This is a genomic window from Rothia halotolerans, assembly GCF_004136635.1.
Classification (GTDB): domain Bacteria; phylum Actinomycetota; class Actinomycetes; order Actinomycetales; family Micrococcaceae; genus Rothia; species Rothia halotolerans.
The window spans coordinates 108,285-124,702 of the sequence record NZ_NOIU01000005.1 but is presented as its reverse complement, the minus strand read 5'-3'; the positions used below and the strand labels follow the sequence as shown (position 1 = coordinate 124,702).

The window sequence follows — 16,418 nt, the reverse complement described above, 5'->3', positions numbered from 1 at the left end:
GGCCCGCCCCTCCCGCGCCACCTCACCTGACCCTCGTCCCGGCAAACGCCGCCGACACGACCGCACCCGCTCTTCCATCACCCCGCAGGCGCCCTCCGGCGCCCCGACAGACCCTGAGAGACAAGGACACCCACCCATGACCACGTTCACCGAACAGCTCCGCAGCAGCCGCGTCGTCGCCGTGGTGCGCGCCCAGCGCATCCCCGACGCCGTCGCCCTGGCCGAGTCCCTCGCCGCTGGCGGCATCTCCATCCTGGAGCTGACCTACACCACGCCCGACGTCGAGACACACCTGCGCGCGATCAGCTCCGGCGCACCAGGCACTCTGGTGGGCGCCGGCACAGTGCTCGACGCCGCCCAGGCCCGCGGCGCCGTCGAGGCCGGGGCACGGTTCCTGGTCACCCCCGCCGTGATCGAGGAGGTTGCCGAAGTCGCCCGCGAGGCGGGGGTCCCGGTGCTCCTCGGCGCGATGACCCCCACCGAGGTCCTCCGGGCCCGGGCACTCGGGGCGGAGCACGTGAAGATCTTCCCGGCCGGCGTCGTCGGGCCCCGGTTCGTCAAGGACCTCCAGGGGCCCTTCCCCGGACTGTCCACCGTCCCCAGCGGCGGGATCGACGAGAAGAACGCCAGGGACTTCATCGAGGCCGGGGCCACGGCCGTGTGCTGCGGCTCCTCGGTGGTCTCGGCCGCCGACGTCGAGGGCGGTGCGTGGGAGAAGATCACCGCGAGCGCAGCCGAGTTCGTGGAGCGGGCCACCGGGGACGCCCCGGCCGCCGGCTCCGCCGCGCGCGGAGAGGGGCGGTGACGGCGATGGCCTTCGTCGACTGGCTGCAGAACGACACTCTGGGGCTCCTCCTGCTGGCCGCGGCCAGCGTCGCGGTGCTCCTGGTCCTCATCATCAAGGTCAAGCTGGAGCCGTTCATCGCTCTGCTGATCGTGGGCATCCTGACGGCCTTGGCCGGCGGCGTCTCCGTGGCCGACCTCGTGGGGTCCGCGACCGGCGCTTCGGAGTCCATCCTGGAGAAGGGCTACGCCGGGACGCTGGGGCACATCACCGTCATCATCGGCCTCGGCACCGTGCTCGGCGCGCTGCTGGAGTCCTCCGGGGCGGCCGAGGTGCTGCTGGCCCGGCTGACCAAGGTCTTCGGCACCAAGGGAACGCCGGTGGCCATCGGCATCTGCGGGTTCGTGCTGGGCATCCCGGTGTTCTTCGACATCGGCATCTTCGTGCTGGCCCCGCTGGTCTACGTCGCCGCCAGGCAGGGCGGGGGATCGCTGGTCAAGTACGCGATGCCGCTGCTCGCCGGCCTCTCCGTGACCCACGCCTTCCTGCCGCCGCACCCCGGTCCGGTCACCGCCGCCGGTCTCTTCGGCGTGGACCTGGGATGGGTGCTGCTGATGGGCTTCGCCGTGGGCATCCCGGCATTCATCGTCTCGGGCCTGCTGTGGGGCATCTGGATCGGCAACCGCGTGCACGCCTTCATCCCCGCCACCTCGGCGAAGCTCCAGGACGAGGCCGAGGACCGGACGCCGCCGAGCATGGGCGTGGTGGCCCTGGTGATCGGCCTGCCTCTGCTGCTGATCCTCGGCGGGACCTTCGGGAACATCCTGCTTCCCGAGGGACCGCTGCGTAACCTGCTGACCCTGGTGGGCACGCCAGCCATCGCGCTGACCCTCGCGGTGCTGCTGTCCATGTGGCTGCTGGGGCTGCGCCGCGGGCGCTCCTCCTCCGACATCGCCTCGATCATCTCCAAGGCGCTGAACCCGGTGGGGATGCTGCTGCTGGTGATCGGCTCGGGTGCGTTCTTCGGCGCGGTGCTCTCCGCGACCGGCATCGGCGAGGCCGTGGCCGGCTCGCTCAGCTCGCTGGGCTGGCCGATCATCCTCTCCGCCTTCGTGATCTCCTCGGGGCTGCGCATCGCGCAGGGTTCGGCGACCGTGGCCATCGTGACCACCGGCGGCATCCTGCAGGCGGCGGTGGAGTCCGGCGGGTACTCGCAGCCGCAGCTCGCGCTGCTCGTCGCGGCCGTGGCCAGCGGCTCCGTCATCGCCTCCCACGTGAACGACGGCGGGTTCTGGATCATCCAGCGCTACTTCAACATGACCGTGGCCCAGACGTTGCGAACGTGGACCGTCCTGGAGACGGTGCTGGCGCTGACCGGGTTCGCGGTGGCGGCGGGGATCTGGGCGCTGATGTGAGGCGATGGGGCGGGGCGTCGCTGCTGCGATGCCCCGCCCCTGCGATGCCCCGCCGTCGCCGCACCCGAGGCGCCTCAGACCTTGCCGTAGCAGGCACGAGCCGCCTGCATCCCGTCCTTCATGAAGCGCAGGGCGTGCCGGGCGAGGTCGTCGCCGTCGTCCCACAGGTTGCGCCACACCGCGAGGTTGTTGGACAGTGCGGGGTCGACGACGGCCGAGGAGAAGGACTCGAACGTGATCGGCCCCTCGTAGCCGGTCTCCACGAGAGCCCGGAAGAACGCCGGGAAGTCGATGGTGCCCGAGCCGAGGTAACCGCGGTGGCTCTCGCCGATGTGGACGTACGCGAGGCGGTCACCGGCGTCGAGCACCGGGCGACGCAGATCCCCCTCCTCGATGTTGGCATGGTACGTGTCCAGGTGCAGGTACACATTGTCCTCACCCACCTCGTCGATGAAGCCCAGGGCGTCCCGCACGGTGTTGAACAGGTTGGTCTCGTAGCGGTTGACCACCTCGACGCCGAGCCGGATGCCGCGCTCGGATGCCGCCCGGGCGACCTCGCGCAGCGCGGCGACGGCGTTGGCGCGGGCCTTCGGCGTGGCGGGCGCGGAGTACTTGCCGAGCGTCGAGTAGAGGCAGCCGCACAGGTAGTCCGAGCCGAGGCCCTCCACCAGCCCGACGGCGTCGACCAGGAAGTCCACACCCCGCTGGACGACCTGGGGGTCCTCGTTGTTGACGTCGCGGTCAAAGCCGAGCCCCAGGGAAGCCGAGGCCTGCATCCCAGCGGATCGCAGCTCCTCCCCCAGCAGGTTCGGGTCGATCTCGGAGAGGTCCGAGGCGGTCACCTCGAGCAGGTCGTATCCGGCGTCGGCGGCGCGGCGCACCGCGGAGCGGGTCTCCTCGGGGCTCCAGCCCCCGACGAAGACGCTGGCATGGATGCCGTAGGTGGTGGTCATGTCATTCTCCTGAATTATCGGATGGTCGTGAGAGGCATCGACTCGCCGCGAGGACGGCCGGATGGTCGTGAGGACGGTCAGATGGTCTGGGGATCGTCGGCCCGCGGCGGAGAGCGACGAGTCGTCATGCCGATCGACGAGTCGTCACCGGCGCGGACGGTTGGGGACGGGCTCAGGCGCTGCGGAGCACGAGCTCCCTCTGCCGGTCCGGAAGCATGAAGGTCATCAGGAAGGCGAGCAGGTACAGCCCCGCGAAGATCAACATGACGCCCTGCACCCCGGTGGTGGTGTAGAAGACCGCGACGATGGCGGGCCCCACGGCGATCGCCAGTCCGGACCCGAGGTTCAGGCAGGCGATCGACGCCGCATGGCGCTCGGGGTGCATCAGAGGCATGAGCGCGGAGAGCGGCACGAAGCCGGCAAGGGTGGCGCCGAACAGCACGGAGGTCAGCATCGCCGCCGGATAGCTGTGCGTCAGCTCGGGGACGAGCCAGAAGGCCAGGGTCGTCACCGCGCAGCCCAGCGAGCCCATGTACCGGACCACCCGCGCCAGGCCGATCCGGTCGCCGAGCCATCCCGCGAGCATGTTGAACAGGATGTTGGAGACGAACATCGCGGAGGAGACCGTGAGCCACTGCTGGAGCTCGAAGCCCAGGACCGTGGTGTAGTAGATCGGCATGAAGGCGATGAAGCCGTACTGCGGGATCGAGTTGACCATCCGGATGAACGCGCCCGTCGCCACCCGGCGGTCCTCCCAGAGCAGGGTCAGCGAGGAGAACACGGACTTGAGGGGGTGCGTCCCCTCCACGACATCGTCGCGGTGGTTGCCGTGGGGGTCCCGGTTGAAGGCCATGATGACGGTTCCGAGGATCACCAGGACCCACCCGATCCACAGGGTGTTGAGCGGACCGAACAGCGGGAGGAGGAACCCGGCCGCCAGCGGGGCCAAGGCCGCGAAGCCGGCGGAGTAGAAGAACCAGAAGGCTCCGACGGCGGTCCCCATGTACCGCGGCAGCGCGGCGGCGGTCAGCCACACCAGGAAGGCGTAGGCGAACATCGGGTAGCCGAAGCCGCGAAGCGCATAACTGACGAGCATGAGCGGATAGTTGTCGAGCACGATGCCGGAGATGAAGCCGACGTGGAGCACCACGAAGATCGCGGCGCCGGCGTACATCACCTTCCGGGGCCCGTAGATCTGGCTCAGCGCCGCCGCGAGCCAGGAGGCGATCGCGGCGCTCACTCCGTAGAGGGTCAGGGTGACCGCGATGACCTGCTGCTCGAAGCCGCGGTCGGCGAGGAAGGAGGCCAGGTAGCCCGTCTCCAGGCCGTCGCCGATCAGGAACACGAGCAGGCCCAGGAGGCCGATGAGCAGTGCTTTGGGCAGGCCGAGGATCCTGCGCGGGCCGGCCGGGGCGACCGTCGATGATGCGGACATAGCGGGTCTCCTTTGACTCCTTCTGCGTGGCAGTAGGTACAGTGAATAACAGCACTTGACTCGTGTCAAGAAGCGCGCTCGGTCATCATCGTGGAACAGGCGCCCGCCTATTCCGCCGTGGAGGAGTGCGAGACAATGGAGATGGGCACGACCCTGTGCGGCCCGAGAGGGGAGACTCACACGGTGGTCAGCAGACGCGAAGTGGCCCAGCGGGCCGACGTCGCACCCTCGCACGTCTCCAACTACTTCAACCGGCCTGATCTGGTCAGCGAGAAGGCGAAGCAGCGCATCGCCGCCGCCGTCGCCGAACTGGGGTACGTCCCCAACGGCATCGCCGCGGAGCTCAAGAGCGGGCGCTCCGCGGTGCTCGGCCTGGTGGTCCTGGACGCATGGATCCCCTACTTCGCTGAGCTCAGCCGGGGTTTCGAGCGCACCGCGGAGGCCGGGGGCTATTCCGTGGTGCTCTTCAACAGCGGCCGATCAGCACAGCGGGAAGAGGCCCACCTCGACTTCCTCGCCGCCCGCCGCGTGGCCGGCGTCGCCATCGTGCCCCAGGTGGACGTCTCCTCCCGACTGGAGCGCTGGCGGGAGGACGCGGGTATGGCGGTGACGATCCTGGACGATCCCTGCCGCGTCGGCGCGGACGTGCCGACTGTATCTCTCGATGACGAGCTAGGTGGCCGCCTCGCGGGTGAGCATGCGCTCGCGCGCGGCGCTCGGCACATCGCGTTTCTCGGTGCGTGCTCCGTCAATCACCAGGTCATGGACCGGCTCACGGGAGTTCGGACGACCGTCGACGCCCGGGGGGCTCGACTGGAGATCCTCGAGACACCCGATGTGACGATGGCCGACGGCGTCGACGCCGCCTCCCGGGTCCTCGCCCTCTCCAGAGCGCGCCCGGAGGTCCTCGTGTGCAGCAACGACCTCGTCGCGCTCGGCGCCCTGCAGGCCTGCCTCAAGGCGGGGCTCTCGGTGCCCGAGGACATCGAGGTGATCGGCTACGACGACATCGCCTTCGCCGCCCAGGCTGCCGTCCCGCTGAGCACGGTGCGGCAGCCGGCCGCCGAGATGGGCGCGGCGGCGGCGGAGCTCCTTCTGAGGCAGCTGAGGGGAGAGGGCCGTCCGGCCGACCAGCGATTCGAGCCCGAGCTGATGGTGCGGGAGAGTACGGGGTAGAGCATCGCCGCCGGCACTGCCCCCCCCCCTACCGCCTGCGGGGAGATGGCGACGATACAGAGGATCTCAGCAGAGGGGTACCGAACGGACGCAAGCTACCCGATCCGATGGCGTGATGGCTCCTTCATTCCACGAGCTTCGCGTAGACCACGTAGTTGTCATCGAAGAGCCCTGTATCGGGGTCGTAACCGTCGCAGGTGATCAGGCGCAGCTCGGAGCCAGCGGTGTTGCCGTAGACCTTCTGGGTCGGGAAGTCGTCCTTGGAGTACTGCTCGCCGTGGTCCACGGTGAAGACGGCGGTGGAGCCGTCCTCACGGGCGATCTCGACCTCGTCGCCGGACTCGAGGTCGCGCAGGCCCGCGAAGACGCCGTCGCCGCCCTCGGTGTCGTTGACGTGGCCCAGCAGCACAGCAGGACCGCGTTCGCCCGGGGTCGGTGACTTGTCATACCAGGCCGCCGGGGAACCGGGCTCACCCGGGGGGACGTCCAAGGACCCGTCATCGCGCAGGCCGAGATGCAGTAGTTCCGAATCCGTACCGGCTGAGGGGATGCGCACGGCCTCCGGGACGGACTCCTCCATGACTGGGAGCTGGTCGGCGGCGTTGGAAGAGGGCGTAGCCACTGAGGCGGCGGGTGATGTCGTCGACTCGGGAGACGGGACCGTCCGGGGGGACGCCGAGGCCGATGACGTGGAGGGCACACTCTCCCCAGCCTCCTGCCCGTTTCCGCCACAACCGGTCAGGGCGAGCAGAACGACCGCCACGGATGCTGCAAGGCATCCGTGGCGGCCGATGGAGGTGCTGGTCATACGAATCAGAATATTCCGATCAGTCCAGCGGGCGCTTCAGGACTAGGCCTGAGCACGGCGACGCAGCATGAAGGCGACACCGGCCACAACGACGAGGAGACCGCCCCCCAGGGTGAGGGCACCCGTGCTGTTGGAGGACTCCTGCGCGACGCCGGTGTCGGCGCCGCCGGCGGGCAGCTGAGCGACCTGCTGGTCGTCAGCAGTCCACTGCTGATCCCAGTTCTCGGCTCCGACGCCGGTGCCACCGTCGACACCCTCGATCTGGGGATCCGCGATCTCGTCGGCGCCGCTGGCATCGCAGCCGTAGCCGTCCTTGTCACGATCCAGGTGGGGGCCGTACAGGGGCGAGGTGGAGGGGATGTCGGTGTAGCCGGCCTCGCGAGCGGCGGTGCAGTTCTCGAAGGCGGTGCCGATGCTGTTCGGTTGTTCGGCGACCGGAACCTCGGGCTGCTGAACGACCTGGTTGTTCTTAGGGTTGCCGATGACGCTGCTGTCTTCACAGCCGATGCCGTCGTTATCGTTCCCATCCAGGTGCGGACCATATCCGTAGTCGCCCGCCTGGAGGTTGTAGGACCCGTCAGACTTGGCCTCGGTGCAATTCTGGTACTGGAACGGAGCGGCCATGGCCGGGGTGGTGGCGAGAGCAGAGAATCCGACGGCAGCGGCGAGCGCCACGGTGGCGGTGGTCTTCTTCAAGGTATCCTCATTCTTCTTTGAAAGGGCGTGAGTGATGCCTCCATCACACAGGAGCGGAGACTCTCCATAGCACATCAGGTTCGTTCAAATCTTGTCCATTTATTCCCTTTTATTTCCCCCGAAAAGACCACCGACTTGCGGAGGTGGCCATCATCATGTACTGCTCAGTATCCTCACTGCCACCTTCACCAGAGGGCTTCTAGAGGCGCCCCAGAGATGCCGGCCACCCGCCAGAATCTTCTCCCCGAGAGGGAGCGATCCCACCGAAGGTCACACAGGGGAGCCTCCACCCTCACCATCGCAATACATCGTGTCCGTGAAAGCAAAAAATGGCTCACGGACAGAAAACGGTGAAGGAACCGTTAAATCCGCACGATCCCTGCCCACACGGGGCGGAATCCCAGAACTTTCCTCGGTCGGGTGGCGTCTTCCCCTCTCAGGCAGCTCCGGCCTTAACTTGTCAGTCCCCTCCCCTACGCTGGAGCCAACGCCCAAAGCCCCTCGTCACACCCCTGACGGGGGACCAGTCCCAGCACACTAGGAGGCAGACGTGTTCTTCGTGCAGGCCCCCGCTGCCCCATCGGCCGCGAGCCCGGATCAGCTCGACGCCGCCGTGCCGCCCCGCTCACTCGTCTACTCGGCCAGCGACCTCGTGCGCGCCGCCGAGTGCCCCTGGGCCACCCTGCGCATCCTGGACGAGAAGCTGGGCCGCGTCCCCCGCCTGGACGTCCCCGAGGACCTCATGCTGGAGCGCACGTCCCGGCTGGGTGACGAGCACGAGGCCGCCGTCCTGGAGGAACTCAAGACGCAGTACGGGCCGTTCCGGGCGGCGTCGTCGTCGGGCTCCGAGGACGCCGGGCAGGGCGGGGGCAGCGGGGTCTACGAGATCGAGCCGGCCCGCCGGATGGACCACGCGACCCTGGCCGCCAAGCACGAGGAGTCCGTGCGGGCGCTGCGGGAGGGCGCCGACGTCGTCTTCCAGGCCTCCTTCTACGACGGCCGCTTCCACGGCCGCTCCGACTTCCTGATCCGCGAGCCGGACGGCTCCTACGCCGTCTACGACACCAAGCTCGCCCGCCACGCCAAGGTCACGGCGCTGCTGCAGCTCGCCGCCTACGCGGATCAGCTGGCCGCGGCCGGGATCCCGGTCTCGGACCGGGTCACGCTGATCCTGGGGGACCGGGAGCAGGCGAGCTTCGACGTCGGGGACTTCCTGGCCGTCTACCGCGAGCGCCGGGAGCGCTTCGAGGCCATGACCGCCGCTCACCTGCGCCGCCGGGAGCCGGTGGGCTGGTTCGCCGACGACGTCGCCCGCTGCGGCCGCTGCCCCCACTGCGAGGCGCAGATCGCCGAGCACCGCGACGTCCTGCAGGTCGCGGGCATGTCCATGGCCCGCCGCAAGAGCCTGCTCCAGCGCTACGGCGTGCGCACCGTGGAGGACCTCGCCGGCCTCCCCGAGCACGACGAGCGCGGGCACCGGCTGCCCGAGTCGGTCCGCCAGGCCCAGCGCCAGGCGCGGATGCAGTGCGGCCTGGCCGAGCCCGACGGCACGGTCTCCTACGTCGATGCCGCCGGCGAGCAGCGCACCGTCTCCTACACCGTGGAGGATCCCGCCCCGCTCCGGCGCATCCCCCGGGCCGACGCCGGGGACATCTTCTTCGACTTCGAGGGCGACCCCCTGTGGCAGGACGCCCACGACTCCTCGTGGGGCATCGAGTACCTGTTCGGCGTCGTCGAGGCCCCGCCTGGGGATGGAATACGTACCGGATCCGCGGAACATGAGCCCCGGTTCATCCCGTTCTGGGCCCACTCGCGCGCCGAGGAAAAGCAGGCGCTGCTGGACTTCCTCGCCTACGTCCGCGAGCGCCGGCAGCGCTACCCCGGCATGAAGATCTACCACTATGCCAACTACGAGAAGCGCGCCCTGCGGGACCTCGCGGCCCGGCACGGCGTCGGCGAGGAGGACGTGGACGACCTCCTGCGCCACGAGGTGCTGGTGGACCTGTACGACGCGGTGCGCTCCGCCGTCCGCATCTCCCAGCCCTCGTACTCGATCAAGAAGCTCGAGCCGCTGTACATGGGCGAGGACCTGCGCGGCGGGGACGTCACCGACGCCGCGGCCTCGGTGGTGGCCTACGCCGACTACTGCCTGGCCCGGGACGCGGGCGAGGAGGCCGAGGCCCGCCGCATCCTCGACTCGATCCACGACTACAACCGCTACGACTGCGTCTCGACCCTGCGGCTGCGGGACTGGCTGCTGGGCCTGGCCGGGCGCGACGCCGCCGAGGAGGCCGCCGCTCCCCCGACCGCCCTCCTGCCGGACCCCGAGGCCGAGGAGCTCGACGACGCCCGCATCAGCCCGGTGGAGGCCTCGCTGAACCACTTCGTCGAGACCGCGACGCCGGAGGGCACCGGCCTGGACCCGGAGGAGCTGGAGCGGACCGTGCGCGCCGTCGCCATGGTCTCCTCCGCGACCGGCTACCACCGCCGCGAGCGCAAGCAGTTCTGGTGGGCGCACTTCGACCGGCTCTCCGCTCCGGTCTCGGAGTGGGAGGGCCAGCGCGACGTCGTCCTCTTCGAGCGGCTCGCGGTCACCGAGGACTGGCATGTGCCCGGCCCCCGCGCCAGGACCGAGCGTCGGAGGCTGGCCGGGACCGCGCGCATCGCGGACGGGTCCGGGCTCAAGCCGGGGGCTTCGGGACTGTTCGGGATGTACGGCGCCCCGCTGCCCGGATACCTCGCGGACAAGGTGCTCCAGAGCCAGGAGCGGCTGGACGCGCTGAGCGGCGGCAACGCCCCGGTGGTCACCCGCGCCAGCGACGCCCGCGCCGCCGTGGAGTCGATCGAGCCCGCGGGCGCGGAGGGCATCTACCGGGTCGAGGTCCTCGAGACCCGGCCCCAGGGATCCGACGCCTTCCCCCAGCTGCCGCTCGCGCTCACCCCAGCGGCGCCGATCCGCACCCAGGCCCAGGAGGACTCGCTGGCCGAGCTGGCCCAGGAGGTCGACGCCGCGCTGTGGAGCGGCCCGGGCGGCACCGCCCGCCTGCCCCACGGCGCCGGCCTGGACATCCTCACCCGCCGCGCGCCCCGGCTGACGGGCGAGGGCCCCCTCCCCCAGCCCGACGACGCCGAGCACGCCGCCGCCGAGCTCCCCATGGTCAGCGCGATCCACGCGGCCGTGGCCCACCTGGACGACTCCTACCTCGCGGTGCAGGGCCCGCCGGGCACCGGCAAGTCCTTCGTCGGCTCGCACGTGATCGGGCGTCTGGTGGCCGAGGGGTGGAAGATCGGCGTCGTCGCCCAGTCGCACGCGGTGATCGAGAACCTGCTGCGCGGGTGCATCAAGAACGGCGCGGTGCCCGGCGAGGCGATCGCCAAGGCCAAGCCGCGGGCAGTGAAGAAGGCGGAGGACGACGTCGAGCCCCCGCCTCCGCCGCCGTGGCGGCAGATCGGGCCGAAGGAGATCCCCGGCTTCCTCGCCGAGGAGGGCGGCCGGATCTACGGCGGCACCGCGTGGGACTTCGCCAACCAGGACCGGTTCGAGCCCGGGGCGCTGGACCTGCTGGTCATCGACGAGGCCGGGCAGTACTCGCTGGCCAACATGCTCGCGGTCTCCCGGGCGGCGCGGAGCATGCTGCTGCTCGGCGACCCCCAGCAGCTGCCGCAGGTCACGCAGGGCAGCCACCCGTATCCGGTGGACGAGTCGGCCCTGGGCTGGCTCTCGGCGGGCGAGCGCACGCTGCCCGCCGAGTTCGGGTACTTCCTGGACGCCTCGTGGCGCATGCATCCTCGGCTGTGCGCGCCGGTATCCCGTCTCTCCTACCGGGGGCGGCTGCGCTCGGCGCCCGCGGCGGCCGGCAGGGCCCTGGCGGCGACGCCGCCCGGGGTGTACCGTCTCGACATCGGCCACCTCGGCAACGCGACCTCCTCGCGCGAGGAGGCCCGCGGCGTCGTCCGGGTGGCCCAGCAGTTCCTCGGAAGGAGGTGGCGCCGTGCGCCGGACCAAGAGGAGAGGCCGCTCGAGCCTGCGGATGTCCTCGTCGTGGCTGCCTACAACGCCCAGGTGGACGCGATTTCTCAGGCCCTCGCGGAAGCGGGGCTGGCGGATGCGGATCAGGAGGGGATCCGGGTCGGCACCGTCGATAAGTTTCAGGGTCAGGAGGCCCCGGTAGTCATCGTCTCGATGGCCGCGTCCTCCGCGGAGGAGGTACCGCGGGGCATGGACTTCCTCCTCTCCCCCAACCGCCTCAACGTCGCGGTGTCCAGGGGGCAGTGGTGCGCGGTGATCGTCAGCTCGCCGAGCCTCACCGACTACTGGCCCGCGACCCCCGAGGCGCTGGCGATCCTCGGCGGTTTCGTGACGCTACGCCGGGAGGCGAAAGCCTGGGAGGCGGTAGAGAGAAAGGGGGATTCCCGTGAATAATGGCACGAACAGCGGAGACAGGGACGAGGAGGTGGAGATCATCAAGCCGAGCTTCAAGCCCCGCGCCCCGTACATCCTGCACTTCGAGGAGCAGACCGTGGCGGTGGGCGACCCGGAGTTCCTGAAGCAGATCGAGACCTTCCTGCTCTCGGCCGATCTCGCCACCCGGACCACCTACTGGGAACGCAGCGCCACCGAGGACGACGCCGTCTTCGAGCCCGATCCCGAGCCCGAGGACATGAACGCCGTGGGCATCGAGGGCGACGAGGAGATCTTCTGGAACGCGATGCACGCCGCGATCTTCTCCCGGACGGAGTGGCCCGAGGAGGAGAGCGCGACCGTCTACTTCCCCGAGATGCCCGAGTGGCTGGAGCGCGCGCAGTCGTGGTACTTCGACCCCGTCTGCCCTCCCCTCGGCCCCGGCACGCCGGGCGGATGGATCCGACGCCGCTCGGTCGAGGAGCGCGGGCACCCCGTCGGGCTCTTCCAGCTCACGGACCAGGACTCGTTCTGGGTGTTCGCGACCGAGGAGGACCTCCAGGACGTGATCGGCCTGTGCGAGTCCCTGGCCCGCTTCCGCGCCGGCTTCGCGCAGGCCACGCCGTACCTCGGTCCGGACGACACGGTCGGTTCGGTGGCCCTGCCGCTGATCTGCCGGGAGGCCCTGATGGAGGAGCTGGTGATCCGCGGCGTCGACGTCGAGACGATGTTCTGGGAGTGAGGCGCGGGGTCCGCTCCGCCCTCTGAGCCCGACGGCCTCTCCCGGCTCTGAGCCCGCCGCCGCTCCCGAACGGGGCGCGGCGGCGAGGCCCTGAGCGCACCCGCCCCCGCCGAACGGATCTCGGCGGCATCGCGACGCATCGAGCCGACCGCCGTTTCCCTCTTACGGACCGCGCCCTCCGGCCGGTCCCATCCCCCACGCATCGCCGCTCCCGGACACGGGAGCGGCGATCATCAGCCATGCCCCGCGCCGTTCGCGTCCCTGCCCTCCTCCGGGGGGGCGGACGAGGCGGTGCCCACCGACAAGGAGACGATTGACCCCATGATGGGCAAAGGCCACGCCGTGCTCGGCGCGGCGACCTGGACGGCCGGCACCGCCTACGCGCTGCCGGCCATGGGCTACACCGCCACCCCGGCGATCCTGCTGATGGGCTGCCTGCCCGTCGCGGGAGCGGCCCTGCGACCGGACATCGACCACCCCAGCGCCTCGATCGCGCAGTCGGGCGGCTTCATCACCAAGGGCATAGCGGCCGCGGCCGGCAAGCTCTCCGGCGGGCACCGGCAGGGCACGCACCGGCTGTGGTTTCTGCTGGTCTGCGCGGCCTTCGACTTCGCCGTCGTGACCCTGTTCGGCCGCTGGGGCGGGCTGGCTCTGTTCTTCGTCTACACCGCCTTCGGCACCCAGGCCCTGGCCAAGACCACCCTGCACCGGGGGCTCGGGAGGAGATGGCGGAAGAGCACCTGGCTGCTCTCGGACCTCTACAGCTGGGTCTTCGCGGGCGCCGCCGCCTACGGGGCCTACCTCGTCTTCCCCGACGCCGGCTCCTGGTGGTGGCTGGCCGCGGCCCTGACGATCGGGCATCTCTCCCACCTGATCGGGGACTCGCTGACCACCTCGGGACTCGAATGGGCCCACGGCCACCGCATCCGCGTCCCGCTGCTCGGCAACGCCGGCTCGCGCCGTGAAAACCTGCTCGTCTCCGCCTGCGTGGTGCTCATGGTGGTGATCATCGCCTCCAGCGTGTTCGGCGTCAGCCTCGAGCTGCCCACCTGGGACGATCTGCCCGACTGGTTCCCCGCCTCGCTCGTCCCCGCCGCGGCGGGGAGCCTGCCGGGATGACGACGACGCCCCGGACCCCTCGCGCAGAGGGGGCCCGGGGCGTCGCGCGTCCGCGAGGCGTCAGTTCCTGCCGCTGGAGAACCTGCGCCCCTGGTCGAACCACGCGCCCGCCAGGACCGCGAGGCCCGCCGCCACCAGCACCACCCCGACGCCCGCGGTCGAGTTGCTCGGCGAGGCCACCACCAGCGAGAGCGCCCCCAGCGGCGCGAGCCCGCCGGCCACCGCCGTACCCAGCTCGCGCGCGGTGCCCACACCGGCGCTGCGGGACTCGGTCGGGAACTGCCGGCTGAGGAAGGCGCCCTGCGCGGAGAACATCATGGGCGCGAGCACGCCCGTCCCGACGCCGACTGCCAGGAAGATCGCCCACGTCTGCCCCAGCGCCAGCAGCCCCAGGAACCCGAAGGCGAAGACCGCCGAGGCCATGCCGCCCAGCGAGATCACGGCCTTGGATCCGTACCTGTCGCACATCGCCCCGAAGATCGGCACCATGACGATCGCGACGACGCCCGCCACCATCACCGACCCCGAGGTCACCGCGGCCGTGGCCCCCTGGAACTCGGTCAGGTACGCGACCGAGAAGGTCTGGAAGATGTAGCTCAGCGCGTTGTACCCGATCGCCACCACGGAGACCACCAGCAGCCCGCGCCAGTGTTTGACGAAGACGTCGCGGAACCGCGGCTTGATCCTGGCCTCCTTGACCTGACCGGCGTAGGTCGGCGACTCCGGCAGCGCGTTGCGCACCCACATGCCGACGGCGACCAGCACGATGCTGGCGAGGAACGGGATCCGCCAGCCGCCGGCGATCAGGAACTCGTCGCCGTTGATGCTGAGCAGGAGGATCGTGGCCGAGGAGAGCACCAGCCCCAGGTTCAGCCCGAGCGCCGGCCAGGCCCCCTGCCGCCCCCGGCGGTTCTCCGGGGCGTGCTCGTAGGAGTTCACGGCGGCGCTGGCGTACTCCGCGCCCGCCCCGGCGCCCTGCAGGATGCGCAGGACGACCAGGAGGATCGGCGCCCAGGCCCCGATGGTCCCGTAGGTCGGCAGCAGGCCGATCAGGAAGGTCGAGGTCCCCATCAGCGCGAACGTGATGACCAGGGTGGGCTTGCGCCCGACCCGGTCCCCGAGGTGCCCGAAGACGATGCCGCCGATGGGCCGGGCGAGGAAGCCGACCGCGAAGGTCGCGAAGGAGCTCAGCGTCCCCAGGCTGGAGTCGCCCGGCGGGAAGAAGACCGTGCCGAACACGATCGAGGCCATGGTCGCGTACAGGTAGAAGTCGAACCACTCGACGGTGGTCCCCACCACCGTCGCGGTCCTGACCTTCCGCAGCCGTCTGTGCTGCTCCTCGGGGGTCTCTGCGGCCGGAGGTCGGTGGGTCGTCGTCATGCTCACTCCATCGGAAACATCGGGGGCTGGGGGGGGGAGGGGAGGCCGGCGGCACCGACCACGGGTCAGGATTCAGCCGGCGGAGCCGGCCAGGACACAGGGGCCCGGCCGCCGCCCGCGCTCCGGGAGGGAGCCGGGAGCGCCGGGGCCGCTCGGGGCGGTCAGGAAGCGGGGATCAGATCCCGGTCGTCCGCGATCTGCGCGACGATGTGCTCGGCGATCGCGAGGGACGACGTCGCCCCCGGGGAGGGCGCGTTGCGCAGCAGGACGGCGCGCCCCACCCGCTCGATCACGAAGTCGTCGAGCAGCTCGCCGCGGGCGTCCATCGCCTGCGCGCGGATGCCCCGGGTGATCGGCCGGGACTCGGCGCCCTCCAGCGAGGGCACGTAGGCGGCGGCCCCGGCCAGGAACTTCCTGCGGGAGAGGACCGACGCCGCCTCCCGCCCGGCGGCCTTCATGTTGCGTCCCGCGAAGCGCCAGAAGGCGGGGCTCGCGCTCACCGCGAGGCTGTCCCGCACGCCGATCCGCGATCCCTCGTAGTTCTCGCGGCCGAAGGAGAGGAAGGCGTTGGGGCCCACCAGCATCTCCCCGTCCACCCGCTTGGTCAGGTGCACCCCGAGGAAGGGGTAGGCCGGATCCGGCACCGGGTAGACCAGGCCGTTGAGGATGTCCCGGTGCTGCGGCGCCAGCTGGGAGTACTGGCCGAAGAAGGGCACGATCACCGGGTAGCGGTCCCCTCCCGCCATCCGCGCGATCCGGTCCGACTGCAGGCCGGCGCAGGCGACGACGATGTCGAACTCCTCCTCCCCCGCCCAGGTGCGGATGCCGCAGCGGCCGGCGTCGTTGGAGATGTCCTCGACCTCGGTGTCGAAGCGGACGGTGCCGCCGGCCGCGCGGACCTCGGCGAGCAGGGCCCGGGCCACGGCGGCGTAGTCGATGATCGCCGTGTGCGGCGAGTGCAGCGCCAGGCGCCCGCGGGCGTTGGGCTCGATCGCGGCGATCCCCTCCGGACCGAGCAGCTCGACGCCGGGGACCCCGTTGGCCACCGCCTTCTCGTGGATGGCCCGCAGTCGGGCCTCCTCGGACTGCTCCAGGGCGACGACGAGCTTGCCGCACTCCTCGTACGGCACGCCCTTCTCCAGGGCGAACTCGCGCAGCAGGTCCACGCCCCGCCGGCACATCCGCGCCTTGAGGCTCCCCGGCTGATAGTAGAGGCCCGCGTGTACGACGCCGGAGTTGTGCCCGGTCTGGTGCGCCGCCGGCTCGGAGGCCTTCTCGAAGACGGTGACCTCGGCGCCGGGATAGCGGTTCAGCAGCTCGCGTGCGACGGCGGCGCCGATGATCCCGGCGCCGATCACGGCGAAGGAGGGTGTGCTCACGTAGATGACCTTTCGATGGATTTCCTGGGAGTCCGTGCCCGGCGGCACGGGAGGCGGAGCAGGCACTCGGGGCGGAGCAGGCGCTCAAAGCAGGGCGGGCGCTCAGGGCAGGGCCCGGTGCCGGACCCG

Annotated in this window: 12 protein-coding genes; 6 read left to right on the top strand and 6 right to left on the bottom strand. The window is 70.7% G+C overall.

Translation table 11 applies throughout. The annotated features are described in order from the left end of the window. The first annotated feature begins 136 nt into the window (after window positions 1-136). Together EWV39_RS12920 and EWV39_RS12915 are read left to right on the top strand one after the other, a co-directional pair. Window positions 137-805 (top strand): bifunctional 4-hydroxy-2-oxoglutarate aldolase/2-dehydro-3-deoxy-phosphogluconate aldolase, encoded by a 669-nt coding sequence (locus EWV39_RS12920; RefSeq protein ID WP_129661073.1) that lies wholly within the window; start codon window positions 137-139, stop codon window positions 803-805. Window positions 806-810: 5 nt separating this feature from the next. Then, window positions 811-2,199, top strand: coding sequence for a GntP family permease (locus tag EWV39_RS12915; protein ID WP_129661070.1), 1,389 nt, complete (start codon window positions 811-813; stop codon window positions 2,197-2,199). Between the two features lie 74 nt (window positions 2,200-2,273). Here the strand turns inward: EWV39_RS12915 and EWV39_RS12910 are convergent, their stop codons facing one another. Next, window positions 2,274-3,152: a sugar phosphate isomerase/epimerase family protein gene (locus EWV39_RS12910; RefSeq protein WP_129661067.1), complete on the bottom strand. Its 879-nt coding sequence runs from the start codon at window positions 3,150-3,152 to the stop codon at window positions 2,274-2,276. A gap of 172 nt (window positions 3,153-3,324) precedes the next feature. Then, window positions 3,325-4,587 (bottom strand): RbtT/DalT/CsbX family MFS transporter, encoded by a 1,263-nt coding sequence (locus tag EWV39_RS12905; RefSeq protein ID WP_129661064.1) that lies wholly within the window; start codon window positions 4,585-4,587, stop codon window positions 3,325-3,327. A 183-nt stretch (window positions 4,588-4,770) separates the two neighbouring features. Here EWV39_RS12905 and EWV39_RS12900 point away from each other — a divergent pair, with 183 nt between their 5' ends. Beyond that, on the top strand, window positions 4,771-5,763 hold the full coding sequence (locus EWV39_RS12900) for a LacI family DNA-binding transcriptional regulator (RefSeq protein ID WP_165313313.1): 993 nt from the start codon (window positions 4,771-4,773) through the stop codon (window positions 5,761-5,763). A 124-nt stretch (window positions 5,764-5,887) separates the two neighbouring features. On the opposite strand, the gene EWV39_RS12895 is transcribed toward EWV39_RS12900, so the two are convergent. Together EWV39_RS12895 and EWV39_RS12890 are read right to left on the bottom strand one after the other, a co-directional pair. Further along, window positions 5,888-6,343, bottom strand: a complete 456-nt coding sequence (locus EWV39_RS12895) for a class F sortase (protein ID WP_238148360.1) — start codon at window positions 6,341-6,343, stop codon at window positions 5,888-5,890. A gap of 270 nt (window positions 6,344-6,613) precedes the next feature. Beyond that, entirely contained in the window at window positions 6,614-7,267 is a 654-nt protein-coding gene (locus EWV39_RS12890) for an excalibur calcium-binding domain-containing protein (RefSeq protein ID WP_202864939.1), read from the bottom strand. A 550-nt stretch (window positions 7,268-7,817) separates the two neighbouring features. Here EWV39_RS12890 and EWV39_RS12880 point away from each other — a divergent pair. The 3 genes from EWV39_RS12880 (at window position 7,818) to EWV39_RS12870 (ending at window position 13,530) form a co-directional block, all read left to right on the top strand. Beyond that, window positions 7,818-11,690: a TM0106 family RecB-like putative nuclease gene (locus EWV39_RS12880; RefSeq protein ID WP_193554717.1), complete on the top strand. Its 3,873-nt coding sequence runs from the start codon at window positions 7,818-7,820 to the stop codon at window positions 11,688-11,690. Then, window positions 11,683-12,411: a hypothetical protein gene (locus tag EWV39_RS12875; RefSeq protein ID WP_129661056.1), complete on the top strand. Its 729-nt coding sequence runs from the start codon at window positions 11,683-11,685 to the stop codon at window positions 12,409-12,411. The genes EWV39_RS12880 and EWV39_RS12875 overlap by 8 nt, the downstream gene beginning before the upstream one ends. A gap of 321 nt (window positions 12,412-12,732) precedes the next feature. Next, a complete protein-coding gene (locus EWV39_RS12870) occupies window positions 12,733-13,530 on the top strand; it encodes a metal-dependent hydrolase (protein ID WP_129661053.1) in 798 nt (265 codons plus the stop codon). Window positions 13,531-13,590: 60 nt separating this feature from the next. On the opposite strand, the gene EWV39_RS12865 is transcribed toward EWV39_RS12870, so the two are convergent. Together EWV39_RS12865 and lhgO are read right to left on the bottom strand one after the other, a co-directional pair. Further along, window positions 13,591-14,910, bottom strand: coding sequence for an MFS transporter (locus tag EWV39_RS12865; RefSeq protein ID WP_129661050.1), 1,320 nt, complete (start codon window positions 14,908-14,910; stop codon window positions 13,591-13,593). 161 nt (window positions 14,911-15,071) lie between these two features. Then, the gene (lhgO, locus tag EWV39_RS12860; protein ID WP_129661047.1) at window positions 15,072-16,289 is read right to left on the bottom strand and encodes an L-2-hydroxyglutarate oxidase; all 1,218 of its coding nucleotides are present in this window, start codon (window positions 16,287-16,289) and stop codon (window positions 15,072-15,074) included. Window positions 16,290-16,418: the final 129 nt, after the last annotated feature.

Bases quoted from the DNA above. Each gene is read 5' to 3' on its own strand.
- EWV39_RS12920 (WP_129661073.1), top strand. From the start codon at position 137: ATGACCACGTTCACCGAACAGCTCCGCAGCAGCCGCGTCGTCGCCGTG.
- EWV39_RS12915 (WP_129661070.1), top strand. From the start codon at position 811: ATGGCCTTCGTCGACTGGCTGCAGAACGACACTCTGGGGCTCCTCCTG.
- EWV39_RS12910 (WP_129661067.1), bottom strand. From the start codon at position 3,152: ATGACCACCACCTACGGCATCCATGCCAGCGTCTTCGTCGGGGGCTGG.
- EWV39_RS12905 (WP_129661064.1), bottom strand. From the start codon at position 4,587: ATGTCCGCATCATCGACGGTCGCCCCGGCCGGCCCGCGCAGGATCCTC.
- EWV39_RS12895 (WP_238148360.1), bottom strand. From the start codon at position 6,343: ATGGAGGAGTCCGTCCCGGAGGCCGTGCGCATCCCCTCAGCCGGTACG.
- EWV39_RS12870 (WP_129661053.1), top strand. From the start codon at position 12,733: ATGATGGGCAAAGGCCACGCCGTGCTCGGCGCGGCGACCTGGACGGCC.
- EWV39_RS12865 (WP_129661050.1), bottom strand. From the start codon at position 14,910: ATGACGACGACCCACCGACCTCCGGCCGCAGAGACCCCCGAGGAGCAG.